This window comes from Streptomyces sp. NBC_00454 (assembly GCF_041434015.1).
In the GTDB taxonomy this organism is placed as follows: Bacteria; Actinomycetota; Actinomycetes; order Streptomycetales; family Streptomycetaceae; genus Streptomyces.
In genome coordinates this window covers 1575797-1591625 of sequence record NZ_CP107907.1, presented here as the reverse complement: position 1 = coordinate 1591625, position 15829 = coordinate 1575797, and the positions used below count along the sequence as shown (strand labels likewise).

Annotated in this window: 13 protein-coding genes; 8 read left to right on the top strand and 5 right to left on the bottom strand. The window is 73.5% G+C overall.

All coding sequences use genetic code 11. The annotated features are described in order from the left end of the window. Positions 1-140 precede the first annotated feature (140 nt). Positions 141-941, top strand: a complete 801-nt coding sequence (locus tag OHU74_RS07415) for an SGNH/GDSL hydrolase family protein (RefSeq protein ID WP_371619599.1) — start codon at positions 141-143, stop codon at positions 939-941. 67 nt (positions 942-1008) lie between these two features. Here the strand turns inward: OHU74_RS07415 and OHU74_RS07410 are convergent, their stop codons facing one another. Further along, entirely contained in the window at positions 1009-2769 is a 1761-nt protein-coding gene (locus OHU74_RS07410) for a serine/threonine-protein kinase (RefSeq protein ID WP_371615150.1), read from the bottom strand. 259 nt (positions 2770-3028) lie between these two features. Here OHU74_RS07410 and OHU74_RS07405 point away from each other — a divergent pair, with 259 nt between their 5' ends. Then, on the top strand, positions 3029-3298 hold the full coding sequence (locus tag OHU74_RS07405; RefSeq protein ID WP_030720225.1) for a hypothetical protein: 270 nt from the start codon (positions 3029-3031) through the stop codon (positions 3296-3298). Between the two features lie 84 nt (positions 3299-3382). Here the strand turns inward: OHU74_RS07405 and OHU74_RS07400 are convergent, their stop codons facing one another. Then, positions 3383-4606 carry a CaiB/BaiF CoA transferase family protein gene (locus OHU74_RS07400; protein ID WP_371615149.1) on the bottom strand — a complete coding sequence of 408 codons (1224 nt, stop codon included), beginning with the start codon at positions 4604-4606 and terminating at the stop codon, positions 3383-3385. 140 nt (positions 4607-4746) lie between these two features. Between OHU74_RS07400 and OHU74_RS07395 the strand changes: the two genes are divergently transcribed. Continuing rightward, a complete protein-coding gene (locus OHU74_RS07395) occupies positions 4747-5697 on the top strand; it encodes a hypothetical protein (RefSeq protein WP_371615148.1) in 951 nt (316 codons plus the stop codon). A 149-nt stretch (positions 5698-5846) separates the two neighbouring features. Here OHU74_RS07395 and OHU74_RS07390 read toward each other — a convergent pair whose 3' ends face one another. Continuing rightward, positions 5847-6983 (bottom strand): type ISP restriction/modification enzyme, encoded by a 1137-nt coding sequence (locus OHU74_RS07390; RefSeq protein WP_371619598.1) that lies wholly within the window; start codon positions 6981-6983, stop codon positions 5847-5849. 156 nt (positions 6984-7139) lie between these two features. Here OHU74_RS07390 and OHU74_RS07385 point away from each other — a divergent pair, with 156 nt between their 5' ends. Next, complete coding sequence (locus OHU74_RS07385) at positions 7140-7301, top strand: hypothetical protein (protein WP_330295618.1); 162 nt, start codon at positions 7140-7142, stop codon at positions 7299-7301. 107 nt (positions 7302-7408) lie between these two features. Here OHU74_RS07385 and OHU74_RS07380 read toward each other — a convergent pair whose 3' ends face one another. Continuing rightward, entirely contained in the window at positions 7409-8158 is a 750-nt protein-coding gene (locus OHU74_RS07380) for a GntR family transcriptional regulator (RefSeq protein ID WP_330295617.1), read from the bottom strand. Positions 8159-8222: 64 nt separating this feature from the next. Continuing rightward, the gene (gene hmgA, locus OHU74_RS07375; protein WP_371615147.1) at positions 8223-9566 is read right to left on the bottom strand and encodes a homogentisate 1,2-dioxygenase; all 1344 of its coding nucleotides are present in this window, start codon (positions 9564-9566) and stop codon (positions 8223-8225) included. An 852-nt stretch (positions 9567-10418) separates the two neighbouring features. On the opposite strand from hmgA, the gene OHU74_RS07370 reads away from it, so the two are divergent. The 4 genes from OHU74_RS07370 to OHU74_RS07355 all read left to right on the top strand — a co-directional run bounded on the left by OHU74_RS07370 (position 10419) and on the right by OHU74_RS07355 (position 15768). Then, positions 10419-12581, top strand: coding sequence for a right-handed parallel beta-helix repeat-containing protein (locus tag OHU74_RS07370; RefSeq protein ID WP_371615146.1), 2163 nt, complete (start codon positions 10419-10421; stop codon positions 12579-12581). Between the two features lie 95 nt (positions 12582-12676). Then, positions 12677-13507, top strand: coding sequence for a cupredoxin domain-containing protein (locus tag OHU74_RS07365; RefSeq protein ID WP_371619597.1), 831 nt, complete (start codon positions 12677-12679; stop codon positions 13505-13507). 265 nt (positions 13508-13772) lie between these two features. Continuing rightward, positions 13773-15098 (top strand): hypothetical protein, encoded by a 1326-nt coding sequence (locus OHU74_RS07360; RefSeq protein ID WP_371619596.1) that lies wholly within the window; start codon positions 13773-13775, stop codon positions 15096-15098. A gap of 49 nt (positions 15099-15147) precedes the next feature. Beyond that, on the top strand, positions 15148-15768 hold the full coding sequence (locus OHU74_RS07355; protein WP_371619595.1) for a TetR family transcriptional regulator: 621 nt from the start codon (positions 15148-15150) through the stop codon (positions 15766-15768). Positions 15769-15829 lie beyond the last annotated feature (61 nt).

Genomic DNA, 15829 nt, shown 5'->3' with positions numbered 1-15829 from the left:
CTCTTCAAACGCCATGCGGGTGAAGATTCGGACCGTATGTCTGCCCCGAATATTCTTGGCATGAACACTTCCAGAAGGCCCTCGGTTCCTTGTACCACGGACTCAGGAGTAACCCCCCACAAGGAGCCGCATACATGAGCATGAAAATGCCGCGCTTCGCCGCCTTGACTTCCGCCCTCTTACTCGCCGCGGGCGCCGCCCTGTTCGGGGCGGGCCAGGCCTCCGCCGCCGCCGACTTCGGCTACGTCGCCCTCGGCGACTCGTACTCCTCCGGCGTCGGCGCCGGCAACTACGACAGTTCGAGCGGCGACTGCAAGCGCACCACCCGCGCCTACCCCGCGCTCTGGGCCGCCGCCCACTCCCCGCAGACCTTCTCCTTCGCCGCCTGCTCGGGCGCCCGCACCGGGGACGTGATGAACAACCAGCTCGGACCGCTGAACTCCGGCACCGACCTGGTCAGCATCACCATCGGCGGCAACGACGCCGGATTCTCCGACGTCATGACGACCTGTGTGCTCCAGTCCGAGTCCACCTGCGTCAGCCGGGTCAACCAGGCCAAGGCCTACGTCGACTCCACCCTCCCCGGCCAGCTCGACCAGGTCTACAACGCCATCCACAGCCGGTCCCCGGGCGCCCACGTGGTCGTCCTCGGCTATCCCCGGTTCTACAAGCTGAACGGCACCTGCGTGGCCGGACTGACCGAGGGCGAGCGTTCGGCCATCAACGGCGCGTCCGACTACCTCAACGCCGCCATCGCCAAACGCGCCGCGAATCACGGCTTCACCTTCGCCTCGGTCTCCGGAGCCTTCACCGGCCACGAGATCTGCTCCGGCAGCGAGTGGCTGCACAGCCTCAACTGGCTGAACATCGGCGAGTCGTACCACCCCACGGCCGCCGGACAGTCCAGCGGCTACCTGCCCGTCTTCACCAGCGCGGCCTGACGGGCCGGCTCTACGGGCCGGCCTGAAGGGCCGGCCGGGCCGCGCGTCCCCGAAGGGGGACGCACGGTCACGGGCTGACGGTCGGACCCGGATTCGGTGACGGGGAGCCGCTCGGTCCGGAGGTTCCAGGGGAGGAGGTCCCGGAGGTCGGGGTCTCCTCCTCGCACGTCACCGAGAACTCCAGCCAGGCGGAGGCCGCCTCCGGGGCGGCCGCCCCCGGGGTCCGGATCTCCAGCCGCACGGCATCCCGGTAGGCCGTGTCCTCCTGGTACGTGAGCTCCGTGTGGTCCAGGCGCAGGCTCGCCGGGCCGCCCGCCGGGTAGCTGACCGACTGCCAGCCGGGACCGGTGGTCTCTCCGCTCCGGGTGGCCCAGCGGTACTCCAGCACGGCCGGGGTGCGGTCCACCGCGACGGTGGCGCTGAAGGCGGGCGCACCGGCGGCGGGCGGCGGGCAGGCGCCGCGGTAGGTGTCCCGGACCGCCTGGACGGCCGACACGGTGAAGTTCGGCGCGGCGGAGGCCGAGGGGGACCCGGAGGGGGAGGGGATCGGCGTCGGGCTCGGGGAAGGGCTCGGAGAGGGGCTCGGGGAGGGTGAACCGCTCTGCGTGGCGGTCGGCGCACCCGTCGGGTTGCCCCCGTCGCCCCCGGTGTCGTCGCGGTCCCTCAGCAGCAGCCAGCCCAGCATGGCCAGCGCCACCAGCATCAGCACGATCCCTCCGGTCAGGACCGCCCCGGCCCGCCCCTGCCGGGCCGGTGGCGGGACCGTGCTCCCGGGCGCCGGCGCGGGAGCCGGGCCGGGCATCGGCATCGGCGCGGGCATCGGCGGGGTGTGGCGGCCGTACCGGTGCGGTGCGACGGAGGTCGGGGAGTCCGGTCCCGTCCACCCGGGCCCCGGTCCCGCGGCCGGCCCCGACACCGGCCCGCCGGAGGCCCGTACGGTCCCTCCCGCGCCGATGATCCGCAGCATCCGGGCCGCCTCCGCAGCGGGCAGCCGCCCGGCGGGATCCTTGACCAGGAGTCCCTCCAGTACGGGCGTCAGCGCCCCGGCCGCCCGCGGCGGCGGGAACTCCTCGTCCACCACGGCCCGCAGCGTGGCCAGCGGGGTGTCCTTGCGGAACGGCGAGACGCCCTCGACGGCGGTGTACAGCATCACCCCGAGCGCCCACAGATCCGACTCGGGACCCGGCTCCTGCCCCAACGCCCGCTCCGGCGGCAGGAATTCGGGGGACCCGACCACCTCGCCCGTCATGGTGATGGCGCTGGATCCCTCCAGGCTCGCGATCCCGAAGTCCCCGAGCACCACCCGGCCGTCGTTGGCGATCAGCACGTTGCCCGGCTTCACGTCCCGGTGCAGCACCCCGGCCTCGTGCGCCGAGCGCAGCGCCGCCAGCACCTGTTCGCCGATGTGCGCGGTCCGCTGCGGGGTGAGCGGCCCGTCCGCCTCAAGCACCTCCGCGAGCGAGAGGCCCCGTACGATCTCCATCACGATCCAGGGCCGGCCGTCCTCGGTGGCCACGTCGTAGACGGTGACGACCCCGCGGTGCGAGACGCGGGCCGCGGCCCAGGCCTCCCGTTCCAGGCGCTGGTACATCCGGCCCACCTCGGCGGGGTCCATTCCGGCGGGCGCGCGCACCTCCTTGACGGCGACCTCGCGGCCCAGCACCTCGTCCCGGGCCCGCCACACCATTCCCATCCCGCCGCGCCCGAGCGGGCCCAGCAGGCGGTACCGTCCGGCGATGACGCGCTCGACGCTCCCGCCTCCGTCGCTCCCGTCCCCCTCGCTCCCGCCCCCGTTGCTCCCGCCCTCGTTCGACGCGGACTCAGTCACCGAAAGCCTCATTCACGCGCGTCCACAGATGCGTTACCGGACGATCACTCCAAGTTAGCGCAGTGGGCGCGGTGTGGCCCCTGCCGCGACAGGAGTCGGACGCTCTGTGCGGAGAGTGACAGTCGACTCCGCTGAGTAGTCGTCAACTCCCGGTCACCGCACGGGCAATTCACACCACCGGGATACCCGCGCGCGACGTAGGGGCGGTAGGGTTACCCTGCCCGGTGGGCCGGGTGCCCTCGTACGGGTGGGGAGAGACATGGAACAGATAGCAATGCGCAGCAGGCCGCCTCGCGTGCCTGCCATCACGTGCGGAAGCGGTGCGACCAGCTCGCGCCTCGACCGCCACCTTGCCGTGCTGGGCGGTCCCGCCGTCCCGCACCGGGAGACCGCCGAGGCGACGCTGCTCATGCGCGAGCTCACCTCGCGCGACCACACGCACCGGCTGCGGAGCCGCAGTGCGCGCGTTTCGCTCTTCGCGCCGCTGAGGCGGCTGCGTCGCACGCTCTTCGGCAGCCGCCGTTCGTAACCGTCCGCACCATCAGCATTCCCGTACCGGCAGCGAAACCGCTCCGTCCCCGGCCTGATCAGCAGTCCGATCGACCCTGCCCAGTCAGCGAACCACACCGTCCCGGCGCAATGCCGTGATCTGTTCGCCCGTCATCCCCAGGGCGTGCAGCAGGGATTCGGTGTGTTCGCCGAGCGCGGGCACCGCACCCATGTGCGGTGCCGCGCCGCCGGGCAGCCCGATCGGCGGCAGCAGGGCCCGCAGCGGGCCCGCAGGCGAGCCCACCTCCCGCCAGCGGTCCCGGGCCGCCAGCTGGGGGTGCGCGGACAGCTGCGCCACCGAGTTCAGCCGCGCGCAGGCGATGCCCGCCGCCTCCAGCCGGCCGATCGCCTCGTCCGCGCCGAGCCGGGCGAGCGCCTCGGCCACCACCGCGTCGGTCTTCTCGCGGTTCGCGGTCCGCGCCGCGTTCGTCGCGTATCCCGGATCCTCGCCCAACTCTGGCTGCTCCAGCACCTGTTCCGCCAGCCGCCGCCACTCCCGGTCGTTCTGCACCGACAGCAGCACCTGGTCCCCGTCCGCCGTCGGGTAGGCGTCGTAGGGCGCGATCACGGCGTGCGCCAGGCCCGTGCGCACCGGCTGCTGCCCGCCGTGCATCGTGTGGTGCAGCGGATGCCCCATCCACTCGGCGAGCGCGTCCAGCATCGACACCTCCACCCGGCCCCCGCGCCCGGTCACCCCGCGCCGCAGCAGGGCCGCGAGCACCCCCGAGAAGGCGTACATGGCGGCCGCGATGTCCGCCGCCGGAATGCCGGCCTTGACGGGCCGCTCCGGGGTGCCGGTCACCGAGACCAGCCCCGCCTCGCACTGGACGAGCATGTCGTAGGCGCGCTTGTGGGCGTACGGGCCCTCGGGTCCGTATCCCGAGACGTCCACGGCGACCAGCCGCGGGTAACGCCCGCACAGCGCCGCCGAATCGAGCCCGAGCCGGGCGGCGGCGCCCTGGGCGAGGTTCTGCACGAAGACGTCGGCGCCGTCCAGCAGCCCGTGCAGCACCTCACGGCCGCGCGGATCCTTCAGGTCGAGCGCGATCGACTCCTTGCCCCGGTTGGCCCACACGAAATGCGAGGCGAGGCCGTGTGCGGCGGTGTCGTAGCCGCGCGCGAAATCACCGCCGTCGGGCCGCTCGACCTTGATGACCCGCGCGCCCAGGTCGGCGAGCTGGCGGGTGGCGAAGGGGGCCGAGATCGCCTGCTCGACGGAGACGACGGTGATGCCGTCGAGGGGGAGCGGGTCGGTGGCGCCGGTGTCGTCGCGGGTGTCGGGAGTCATGGACCCCTCCCTACCGGTTCGGACCGGGATCTGTCACCAGGTGGCTGGTGGATATCCCACACTATGTGGGATTTGTCTGCGTATGGTATGGCGCGTCTCTGTCCATCGCTCTGTCCATCGCTCTGTCCGAAGGGTTGCCCATGAGACGTTCGACCGCACCGAATCCGCGTTCCGCCGTCCGGCGAGCAGCGGTCGTGGTGATGGCGCTGCTGGCCGGTCTGGTGCTGGGGGCGGCCCCTGCGACGGCGGCGGGCCTTGCCCCGCAGCCGTTGAGCGTCTCCGCCTCCAACACCAACGCGAGCGTGACGAGTACCGGCTCCGACTGCACGAGCGGCCCCCTCACGGAGACCCGGCGCGTCACCGGCAGCCAGTCGGTCCCGGCGGGAGTCTTCTCCTCGCTCCCGAGCCAACTGGCCTTCGACCTGCCGGTCTTGGTCGGCCCCACCCAGGCGGCGCTGCGCGGTTCCGACGCCCGGGTCACCCTCACCAACGCCCGCGGCACCCTGACACTGGCCCTGAGCAGCGGAAGCTGCGCCGCGCCGAGCCTGTTCAACAACGGGACGAACGTCAGCGGTTCCGGTACCTGGACCGTCGTCGCCGACACGACGGCGGGCAACTCCTACCGTCAGGCGACCGGTTCGGGCACGTTCACCCTCAGTACGGGGATCGCCGTCGGCGGCGGCGGGGCGTGGACCCTGCAGCTCCTCGGTACGGTCGGCGTCCTGCAGCCCACGCTCGCCGTGACCCACCGGGCCTTCTGGGGCGGCCCGTTCAACTACCTCTCGCGGACCCTGAGCGTCGAGTACCGGATCCGCAACACGGGACCGGGCGACGCCTTCGGCGTGGCCCTGACCGATGCCCTGCCCACCACCCCCGGGGTCACCCGGCTCGGCCCGGTGCCCCAGACGGTGGGCGCGGTGCCCGCCGGCACCGAGAAGGCCGTCGTGGTCCGCTACCGGGTGTGCGGCATCGCCGCCATCGGCTGCCGCTTCACCGCCGACGTCCAGCTCCACGTGGCCGACGCGCTCGACGCGGGCGGCGCCGTATCCGTCCAGCGGACCGTCCAGGTGCCGGTGTCCCCGGTGCCGTAGTCCTCTTCAGCCTCACCGGCGTTTGAGGCGCGGGGTCCGGGGCGGAGCCCCGGCTGGGGGTCCCCCCGGACGGAGTCTGGGGGATGGTGGAAGGGCGGGTAGGGGACTTGCCCCGCAGGGCCGCCGCCACGGGCGCGCCGGCTCCGGGCTCAGAGCAGCGCGAACTGGCCGCCCGGCCCCTCCTCCTGGTGGTCCAGGACCGAAGCCGGGCGGCGGGCCCAGCCCGGGGCCGGCAGCACCCCGGCCGTGCGGAGCTCGGTCGCGGTCAGCGACGGCCCGGCCTCGAACGCGGCCCGCTCCGGCGCCAGATCGGCCAGCAGCGCCAGGGTGGTCACCAGGGCCAGCAGCTCCGAGGTCCAGCCCTGCGGCCACTGTGCAGGACCCAGCGCCTCCAGCCCGTCGGCCTCCGGGTCCCGGTGGGCGAGCCGGGCCGCGAACCAGGACTCCAGGACCCGGACGCCCTGGACCTCGTACTCCCAGGCCCCGGCCGGGACGGGCGAGAGCGTCCCGCCGCCGATGTCCAGGGTCTCGCCCTGCGGATCGTACGAGAGCTCGCGCGGCCACGCGGGCAGCGCGGAGCGGACGTAGGGCCGGCGTCCGCCGGGCAGCCGGGGCGGCTCGCCCCCGCGGGCTCCGCGCAGCTGGACGGAGAGGAGCCGGTGGCCCAGCTCCAGCCCGGCCCGCCAGGACGCGGGATCGGCGGTCAGCGGGACCTCGTACCCCCGGGGCCCCGGGCGGCCCGCGGCGAGGATCCAGCAGAGCACGTCCTCGGGGGTGACCCAGGTGCCGTAGCGCTCGCCCAGCAGCGGCAGCAGGCCCGGGGCGAGATTGGGCTCGGCGCCGCCCGGCCGACGGTGCAGCGGCCGGATCCGGCCGAGCCTCCCGGCCGGCAGGTGCGCGGTGACCAGGGGCGGCCCGGCGGTCTGCGGGGGCTCCATGACGAACAGCTGGTGCTCGTCCAGGACCCGCCACAGCTCCGGGCGGGCCAGGTCGATGAGCCGCTGGTCGGGCAGCAGCCACTGCTCGTCGTAGGGCTCGCGCAGGACCCGTACGGGCTCCGGACAGGGGCCGGGCACATCCGTGAAACGGGCGGTCGAGCCCGCGCGCTGGCCCGGCAGCGCGGCGGCCCCCGCGCCCGGGGTCCGGGCCCGCGTCGGGCGGAACAGCCGCTCCCGCTCGGCCCCGGCGGCGCCCGTCAGGGCGGCCCAGCGGGCCCGCAGGGTCGCCGGGTCGGGGGCCGCCACCCAGGCCCGGCCCAGGCGCAGGGAACCCACGGCCCAGGGCATCAGATCGTCCAGCAGCGGGACCTGTGGAAGTGGTGCGTCAGCGCTCACCCGGCCGATGGTAGCGACGCCGCTCCGTGGCCGGGCCGCGCCCAGGCCGGAGAGTTAGGCTCCTTGTGTAGGGAATCCGAGGCACTCCGGGAGACCCGGGAGGCGGTCATGAGCCAGTACGACGAGTACTCGACCCCGTCGCAGGCCGAGGGGGAGCGGCTCGACGAGGACATGGACGAGCAGCAGAAGAAGCAGCGCCACGCCCAGACGATGCGGACGACGCCTTCGCAGGCGGAGGGCGAGCGGGGCACGGAGGGCGAGGAGAAGTAGCCCGTAGCCCGTAGCCCGTAGCCCGACCGGCCGACCGGCCGACCGTACGGCGGCCGGTCGGTGGGCTTCGGCCGTCGGCCGTCCGGCCGTCGGTCAGTGGGCGTCGGTCAGTGGGCGTCGACCGTCACGGTGAAGGAGAAGCGGTCGCCGCGGTAGCGGATGCGCGCCACGTCGACCACCCGGCCACCCTTGTCGTACGTCACGCCCGTGTAGTGCAGGATCGGGCTCAGCAGGGGCACCTGGAGCAGCTCGGCCGTGACCGGGTCGGCGAGCCGCGCCTCGACGGTGTCCGTGATCCGGCTGATCTCGACCTTGGCGATGTCGCGCAGCACCTTCGTCATCGGCCAGCGCTCCAGGTCCGCGAGGTCGATCGCCTCCGCCAGCTCCGGACGGACCGCGTTCTCCGCCCAGTTGGTCGGCTCGCCGCTCTCGCTGTCGTGGCGCAGCCTGCGGTACGTGACCACCTCGGGCGTGTCCGGGAAGTGCTCCAGCAGCTCCCCGGACACCGCCGTCCGCGCATGGCCGAGAATCGTCGTACGGTCGCCTGACTGCTGCGCCACGATCGCGTCCACCGACCCCAGCAGCCGGACCGGGGCGCCGCGCATCGCCGCCGGCTCGATGAAGGTCCCGCGCCGCCGGTGGCGGCTGATGAGCCCCTCGGTCTCCAGCTCCTTGAGCGCCTGCCGCATGGTCAGCACGCTCACCCCGTAGTGCTCGGCGAGCCGCTCCTCGGTGGGCAGGCGCAGCGAGGCGTCCGCGGTGCGCCCGAGTATCGAGGCGCGCAGCGACTGGGAGACCTGGTACCAGAGCGGTAGCTTCCGGTTCAGTACCAGCGAGTCGGGGGCGAAGGCGGTCACGGGTGGTTCTCCGTACGACGGGATCTGTACGACGGGGTCCGGCGGGGTCCGGCGGGTTCTGATGTTAGGCGCGGAAGTGGCGCTGGAGACCCTCCCAGACATTGTCGTATCCGCTCTGGAGGTGGTCCGCCCCGGCGGCCTGGGCGGTCGCGGTGATCGGCCAGCGGGTTTCGAACATGAAGGCCAGGCCGTCGTCGATCTTCTGCGGCTTCAGCTCGGCGGCGCTCGCCCGGTCGAAGGTCTCCCGGTCGGGGCCGTGCGCGGACATCATGTTGTGGAGCGAGCCGCCGCCGGGGACGAAACCTTCCGCCTTGGCGTCGTAGGCCCCCTCGATCAGGCCCATGTACTCGCTCATGACGTTCCGGTGGAAGTACGGCGGGCGGAAGGTGTCCTCGCCGACCAGCCAGCGCGGGGCGAAGACCACGAAGTCCACGCCCGCCAGGCCCGGGGTGTCGGAGGGCGAGGTCAGCACGGTGAAGATCGACGGGTCGGGGTGGTCGTAGCTGATGGAGCCGAGGACGTTGAAGCTGTGCAGGTCGTAGACGTACGGGACGTGCGTGCCGTGCCAGGCGACCACGTCGAGCGGCGAGTGGTCGTAGGTCGCGGTCCAGAGGTTGCCGCAGAACTTGTTGATCACCTCGGTCGGGCGCTCGTGGTCCTCGTACGCCGCTACGGGCGCCCGGAAATCACGCGCGGCGGCCAGCCCGTTCGCGCCGATCGGGCCCAGGTCGGGCAGCTCGAAGGGGCGGCCGTAGTTCTCGCAGACGTAGCCGCGGGCGGTCTCGTCCTGGAGCTCCACGCGGAAGCGGACCCCGCGCGGGATCAGGGCCATCTCGCCGGGACGGGCGCTCAGCAGCCCGAACTCGGTGCGCAGCAGCAGGCCGCCGCGCTCGGGGACGATCAGCAACTCCCCGTCGGAGTCACTGAACACCCGGTCGGTCATGGGGGAGTTGGCGGAGTAGAGGTGGATGGCCATGCCGGTGCGCTGGGTGGCGTCGCCGTTGCCGCCCAGCGTCCACAGGCCGGCCACGAAGTCCGTGCCGGGGGCCGGGTCGGGCAGCGGGTTCCAGCGCAGCCGGTTGGGGTCCGCCGGGGCCTCGGTGAAGGGCCCGGTGCGCAGGGCGCCGTTGCCGGTCCGGGTGAAGGGCGGATGCGCGGCCGAGGGGCGGATCCGGTAGAGCCAGGAGCGGCGGTTGTGGGACCGGGGCTCGGTGAACGCGCTGCCGCTGAGCTGCTCGGCGTACAGGCCGAGAGGGGAGCGCTGCGGCGAATTCCGGCCGATCGGCAGCGCTCCGGTCACGGCCTCCGAGCTGTGCTCGTTGCCGAAGCCGGTGAGGTAGGACAGCCCCTCGGCCGTCTTCCCGGCCAGTTCCGTGCCGCCACCACTGCTACCGCCGTCGCCGCTCATTGCCCGCTCCCGATCTACCGAAGGAATCCTATGTCTGACAGTAGGATTCCCGGGCCGACACGTCAACGGGATCATTCCGGCCGGGCCGGACCGGGGGCTCTGGTGGAGGCGGGCCCCGGCCCTGACCGGGCCTGCGGCCCCGGCCTGCGGCCCCGGCCTGCGGCCCCGGCCTGCGGCCCCGGCCTGCGGCCCCGGCCTGCGGCCCCGGCCTGCGGCCCCGGCCTGCGGCCCCGGCCTGCGGCCCCGGCCTGCGGCCCCGGCCTGCGGCCCCGGCCTGCGGCCCCGGCCTGCGGCCCCGGCCTGCGGCCCCGGCCTGCGGCCCCGGCCTGCGGCCCCGGCCTGCGGCCCCGGCCTGCGGCCGATCGCTTCCTGCTGCTGGCTGCCCGTGGCCTGCCGGATGCGACCTGTTAGTCGCTTAGTGCGGCTTGGCGGCCGTCGACCGTCGGCCGTCGACCGCTGTCTGCGACCTGTCCATTGCTGACCGCCGGGTGCGGCTTGCTGGCTGCTGTCTGGGGTCGGCCTCGTCGGCTTGGCCTTGCCGGCTCGGCTTCGGCGACCCTGCCCGTGGCCTGCCCGTAGCTGTCGGCGACTTTTGGCCCCGGCCCGCCGGTCGCGGCCCGCGGCCCCGGCCCGCCGGTCGCCGCCCGCGCCCCGCCGCGGTCAGGCCGCGACCCGTCGTCCGGGAGCGGCGGCCCTCTCCCCGCCCAGCTCCTCGCCCCCGGAGGAACATCCCGGTATCGGGCGACCCGTCCCCCTCCGAACGGTGGCCGTCGGATATCGAGTTGGTCAGGCCGGGGTCGATTGCCGCGCGAGGGGGTCCGAAAAGGTGAACATTCCTCTACTCTCACGCGCATGTCGTGGACCCGCAGGTTTCCTGCCGTGCCGGCGGCTCTCCTCGCCGCCCTCCTAGCCTTCCTGTCCCTTCTCGTCGCCGCGCCCGTCGCCAGCGCGCACGAGGAACGCCCCGTCGAGCTGCCCGACGGAACCGGCTCCGTACCCCAGTACCGGGCCGGCGAGCCCGACCTGATCGTCTGCAAGACGGACCGGCCCGCCTTCGAGCGCCGGATATCCGCCTACCCGGACGACCTCAAGCAGCGCAACCTCGCCCTTTACGAACGCTGCGAGAAGAACGGCTACCGGGACCTCCAGGCCGCCGTCGACGCCGTGGACCGGCCGGGCATGAACATCGCGATCCTCCCCGGCCTCTACGAGGAGGAGCCCTCGCTCCCCAAGCCCACCGGGGAGTGCGCCTCGCTCAAGGCCCCCAACTCCTCGCTCGGCTACCAGATCCTGAGCTACGAGCAGCAAGCGGCCTGCCGCCACAACCAGAACCTCGTCGCCATCCTCGGCAAGACCAACCTCCAGATCGAGGGCACCGGAGCCTCCCGGCAGGACGTGGTCATCGACGCCAAGTACCAGAAGCTGAACGCGATCCGCGCCGACAAGTCCAACGGCATCTACTTCCGCAACTTCACCGCGCAGCGCACCACCTTCAACTCGCTGTACGTACTGGCGGGCGACGGCTTCGTCATCGACGACGTCCTGACCCGCTGGAACGACGAGTACGGCTTCCTGACCTTCGCCAGCGACCACGGGCTGTACAAGAACTGCGAGTCCTACGGGAACGGCGACTCCGGCATCTACCCGGGCAGCGCCTCCAACATCAACGACGGCCGCGGCTACGACGTCCCCCGCTACTCCATCGAGATCACCGGCTGCCACAGCCATCACAACATGGTCGGCTACTCCGGCACCGCGGGCGACTCGGTGTGGGTGCACGACAACGAGTTCGACCAGAACATGGGCGGCGCCTCGATGGACAGCGCCTTCCCCGGTCACCCCGGACTCCCGCAGAACCACGCCCACTTCGAGCGCAACCTGATCCACGACAACAACGCCGACTACTACCACTACGTCGCCGACGGGACCTGCGCCAAACCGCCGATCGAGCGCGGCTACGAGCAGGGCGTGGTCTGCCCGCAGATCTCCATGCCCCCCGGCACCGGCATCATCACCGCCGGCGGCAACTGGAACCTCTACGAGAACAACTGGGTGTACGGGCACCAGCGCGCGGGCTTCTTCCTCACGGCCGTGCCCGCCTTCATCCGGGGCGAGGAGAAGCTGTCCAAGCAGGCGGACACCTCCCACCACAACCGCTATGCCGGCAACATCCTCGGCAAGGACAAGTCCGGCGCCTCCCGCCCCAACGGCATGGACGTGTGGTGGGACGGCCAGGGCCGCGGCAACTGCTGGCAGCAGGGCCCGGACGGCTCCACCCCGGGCACGCTCCCGGAGTGCGGCGGGACCCGGGGCGCGGTCTCCGGCGGCTCGGCCCGGCTGGCCGGCGAACCGGTGAAGCTGGCCCAGCTCCTCGTCTGCGCCGACTACAGCGTGCAGGCGCGCAAACTCCCCGCCGGCTGCGACTGGTACGGCGCCCGGGGCCTCCAGCGGGTGGAGACCCAGATCGCCCTCGCCGTGGCGGTGGTCCTGCTCCTGGTCGGCGGCCTCCTGTGGTGGCGCCGTCTGCGAGCCTCCCGACTGGCCACCACGGCCACCCTGCTCGGCCTCGCCGGCCTGGTCCTGGACGTGGCGGGCTCCACCATGGGGCTGGTCGCCGGCCCGGTACCCGCCGTGGCGCTGCTCTGCCTGGGCCTGTGGTGGACAGGCGTCGGCCTCGCCCTGCGCCCCGCCCGGCCCTGGCTGGCCCGCCTGACCCTGCTCCTGGGTGCGCTCACCCTCCTCGACGCCTTCGACAAGGCCGTCCTGATGATCCCCTGGATCCCCCTCAGTCCCGCCTGGATACGAGGCCTCGTCGCGGTGGTGTGGGTCCTCTGGGCCGTCGTCGCCTCCGCCCGGCCGGGCGGTATCCCGGTCCGCCCCGAGGGCCCGGGCGGCGACCCGGCGGGCGACCGTGTCCCGGTCCCGGCCGGACCGGCCCCGGCGCTGAGTGCGCAGGCCGAGGCTGCCGCCCCGGCCGATCCGGAGTCCGGCGCGGCCACGGGGGAGCAGCGGTGACCAGCGCCCCGGGCGACCGCCCCGACCTCCGGTTGCGGTGCGACGGCTGCGCTCCGCCGCCGCGCCGGAACCGGCGAGCCGGCCGCACCGCCGCACTGCTGGCGCTGGCCGTGCTCCTGGCCGGCGGCGCGGTGGCGGGCTGCGGCGGGCGGGCCACCACCCACCACAAGCCCGGCACCAGCCACGAGCAGGCCTCGGGCAGCGTGGGCACCCTGCTCACCACCGATGACGGAGCAGGCCACCGGCTTCGTGAGGTCCCGGCCGAGGGCGCGCCGGAGGTCCAGCTCACCGCCCGGCCGGACTCCGAGGACGGCTGGAACCTCCAGCTGACGGTGAAGAACTTCCGCTTCACCCCCGACAGCGTCGGCGGCGCCGCCCTCCCGGGTGCCGGGCATGCGCACCTGGAGCTGGACGGCCACAAACTGGCCCGCCTGTACGGCCCTTGGTTCCACCTGCCCGCGGCGCAGGTCCCCGAGGGCGCGCACACCCTGACCGTCCGCCTCTACGCGGACGATCACACCGCCTGGGCCGTCGCCGGCAAGCCGGTCGAGGGCACCCTCCAGCTCACCGCGGCCCCGGGCCAGACCGGACACAGCCACCCCCCGGCCTCGCCCTCGGCCCCGTCCTCACCTGCACCCGCGTCTCCGTCCCCGGAGGCGCAGGCCGACCGCACGGTCACGATCACCATCCGGGAAGGCAAGGTCACCCCCGCCCCGGGTCGCGTCGAGGTGAAGCGCGGCGAACGCGTTGCCCTGCGCGTCACCAGCGACCGCGCGGACACCCTGCACGTCCACGGCTTCGACAAGGAACTCGCCCTGCCGGCAGGCCAGGAGGCCACCCTGATCCTGACGGCCGACCGCACGGGCCTCTTCGAGGTCGAGACCCACGCGTCCGACCTCGTCCTGACCCAACTCCTCGTCCGATGACCGCCGCCCGCCCCACACCACGACACACACCCGCCCCGGATGCGGTCCCCGGAACTCCCGCCCGCCTCCCGGCGGTCGGCCCAGCGTGTGGCCCAGTGGTCAGCCCGGCGTGTGGCCCAGCGGTCGGCCCGGCGGGCGACCCGGCCCCGGCGGCCCGGTGGTGACCCCGCTCGTGGCAGCGGTGGCCGAGGTGGCCGCCGCGGCCCCGGTCCGGTCCGCAGGGCTCCCGCTCGCGTCCCGGCCCGTGCCGGAGAGCCTTCCGCACATGCCGTCCGGCGGCGGCTACGGCCAGGGCGTGGTCCTTCACCCGGCCGACCCGCTCACCGTGCTCGCGCACGGCATCGGCTCCCAGCACGATCTGCCCATCTCTCCCTTTTACGCGTTCGCCGGCGCCTTCACCGCGCTCTTCGTCTCCTTCCTCGCACTCGGTCTCCTCTGGTCGGCCTCCCGCTTCCGAGGCGACCGCTCCGGCATCGCCCTGCCCGCCCGGCTCCAGCGGGTGGCCGACGCGCCGGCCACCCGCGGCGCCTTGCGAGGCCTCGGCCTCGCGGGTGCGCTCGCCGTCCTCCTCCACCTCCTCCTCGGTCCCGACGACCCCGCCCGCAACCCCGCTCCCGGTGCCGTCTACGTCCTCCTCTGGGTCGGTCTCGTCCCCGCCTCCCTCCTCTTCGGTCCCGTCTGGCGCCTCCTCAGCCCGCTCCGCGCCCTGCACCGGCTGCTCTCCCGGCTGTGGCACCCGGCGCCCCGCCCCCTTCCCGCCCGGCTCGGGCAATGGCCCGCCGCCGCCGGGCTGTTCGCCTTCACCTGGCTCGAACTGGTCTCTCCCGATCCCGCCTCCACCACCACCCTCCTGATCGCCCTGACCGGCTACGCCACCGTCCAGCTCCTGCTCGCCGCCCGCTTCGGCGAGCGCTGGTTCGCCGACGCGGACGCCTTCGAGGTGTACTCGGCCCTCCTGGCCGGGCTCTCCCCCCTCGGCCGTCGCAGCGACGGCCGCCTGGTTCTCCGTAACCCCTTCCACGGACTCGACGCGACGCCCGAGCGGCCCGGACTCGTCGCCACCGTCTGCGTCCTGCTCGGATCCACCGCCTACGACGGCTTCTCCGACAGCCCCTCGTGGATCAACGCGATCCAGACCTCCCCCCTCGGCCGCACCCCCGCGGCCACGCTCGGACTCCTCGGGTCCATCACCCTCGTCGCCGCCCTCTACTGCCTCTGCGCGGCGGTCACCCGCCTCGTCTGCGGCCCGCACCCCGGCCCGCTGACCGCCTTCGCCCACTCACTCGTACCGATCGCGCTCGGCTATCTTGTCGCCCACTACTTCTCCCTCCTGGTAGCCGAAGGACCACGCACAGTCATCGTGGCACTCGGCACTGACAACGCCCCGGAACCCATGCCGCCACTGGGTCCGGGTGCTCTCGCCGCCCTCCAGGTCATCGCCGTCGTCACCGGCCACGTGCTCGGTGTGATCGCCGCGCACGACCGTTCCGTACGCCTCTTCCCGCCCGCGAAAGCCGTGGCCGGGCAGCTGCCGCTGCTCGCGCTGATGATCACGTACACGGTCGGCGGCCTCAGCCTGCTCCTGAACTGAAGGCCCCCGACCGACACCGCCGCCGAGCCGGACATCCAGGAGCGGCATGATGGACCCCGTGCCCCCAGCCCACTCCCTGCGCCGGACGCCGATCCAGCAGCGCAGCGCCGACCGGCTCGCCCGGATCCTCGACGCCTGCGCCGAACTCCTCGACGAGACCGGCTACGAGAACCTCAGCACCCGGGCCGTCGCCCTGCGCGCCGGCGTGCCCATCGGCTCGGTCTACCGGTTCTTCGGCAACAAGCGGGCCATGGCCATCGCGCTCGCCCACCGCAACCTCGACCGCTACGCCGACGGCATCGAGGAACGGCTCGCCGAGCTCCCCGCCACCGCCTGGCGGCCGGTCGTGGACGCGGTGCTGGACGAGTACCTCGTCATGAAGCGCAGCGTTCCCGGCTTCGCCCTCGTGGACTTCGGGATCCCGGCACCGCCCTCCGAGGGTCCGGCCTCCGACCCCAACCACCAGGTCGCCGTCCGCCTCACCGAACTCCTCGGCGCCCACTTGGGCCTCACCCCGGACCCCGTCCTGCAGCGGGCCGTCCTGGTCGCGGTCGAAGCCACCGACGCCCTGATCCAACTGGCCTTCCGCAACGACCCGGACGGAGACCCCGACATCGTCGCCGAAACCCGCGCGATGATGCACGCCTACCTGGCCCGCGTCCTGGACTGACGGCCCCTCGCCGACCGCTTTGCCCCCGGCCGCCCGATGCCCCGGCCGCCGGAGCGCCCGA

Coding starts and splice junctions, on each gene's coding strand:
- OHU74_RS07355 (WP_371619595.1), top strand. CDS start 15,148: ATGGACCCCGTGCCCCCAGCCCACTCCCTGCGCCGGACGCCGATCCAG.
- hmgA (WP_371615147.1), bottom strand. CDS start 9,566: ATGAGCGGCGACGGCGGTAGCAGTGGTGGCGGCACGGAACTGGCCGGG.
- OHU74_RS07390 (WP_371619598.1), bottom strand. CDS start 6,983: ATGCCCTGGGCCGTGGGTTCCCTGCGCCTGGGCCGGGCCTGGGTGGCG.
- OHU74_RS07405 (WP_030720225.1), top strand. CDS start 3,029: ATGGAACAGATAGCAATGCGCAGCAGGCCGCCTCGCGTGCCTGCCATC.
- OHU74_RS07360 (WP_371619596.1), top strand. CDS start 13,773: ATGCCGTCCGGCGGCGGCTACGGCCAGGGCGTGGTCCTTCACCCGGCC.
- OHU74_RS07395 (WP_371615148.1), top strand. CDS start 4,747: ATGAGACGTTCGACCGCACCGAATCCGCGTTCCGCCGTCCGGCGAGCA.
- OHU74_RS07400 (WP_371615149.1), bottom strand. CDS start 4,606: ATGACTCCCGACACCCGCGACGACACCGGCGCCACCGACCCGCTCCCC.
- OHU74_RS07385 (WP_330295618.1), top strand. CDS start 7,140: ATGAGCCAGTACGACGAGTACTCGACCCCGTCGCAGGCCGAGGGGGAG.
- OHU74_RS07370 (WP_371615146.1), top strand. CDS start 10,419: ATGTCGTGGACCCGCAGGTTTCCTGCCGTGCCGGCGGCTCTCCTCGCC.
- OHU74_RS07415 (WP_371619599.1), top strand. CDS start 141: ATGAAAATGCCGCGCTTCGCCGCCTTGACTTCCGCCCTCTTACTCGCC.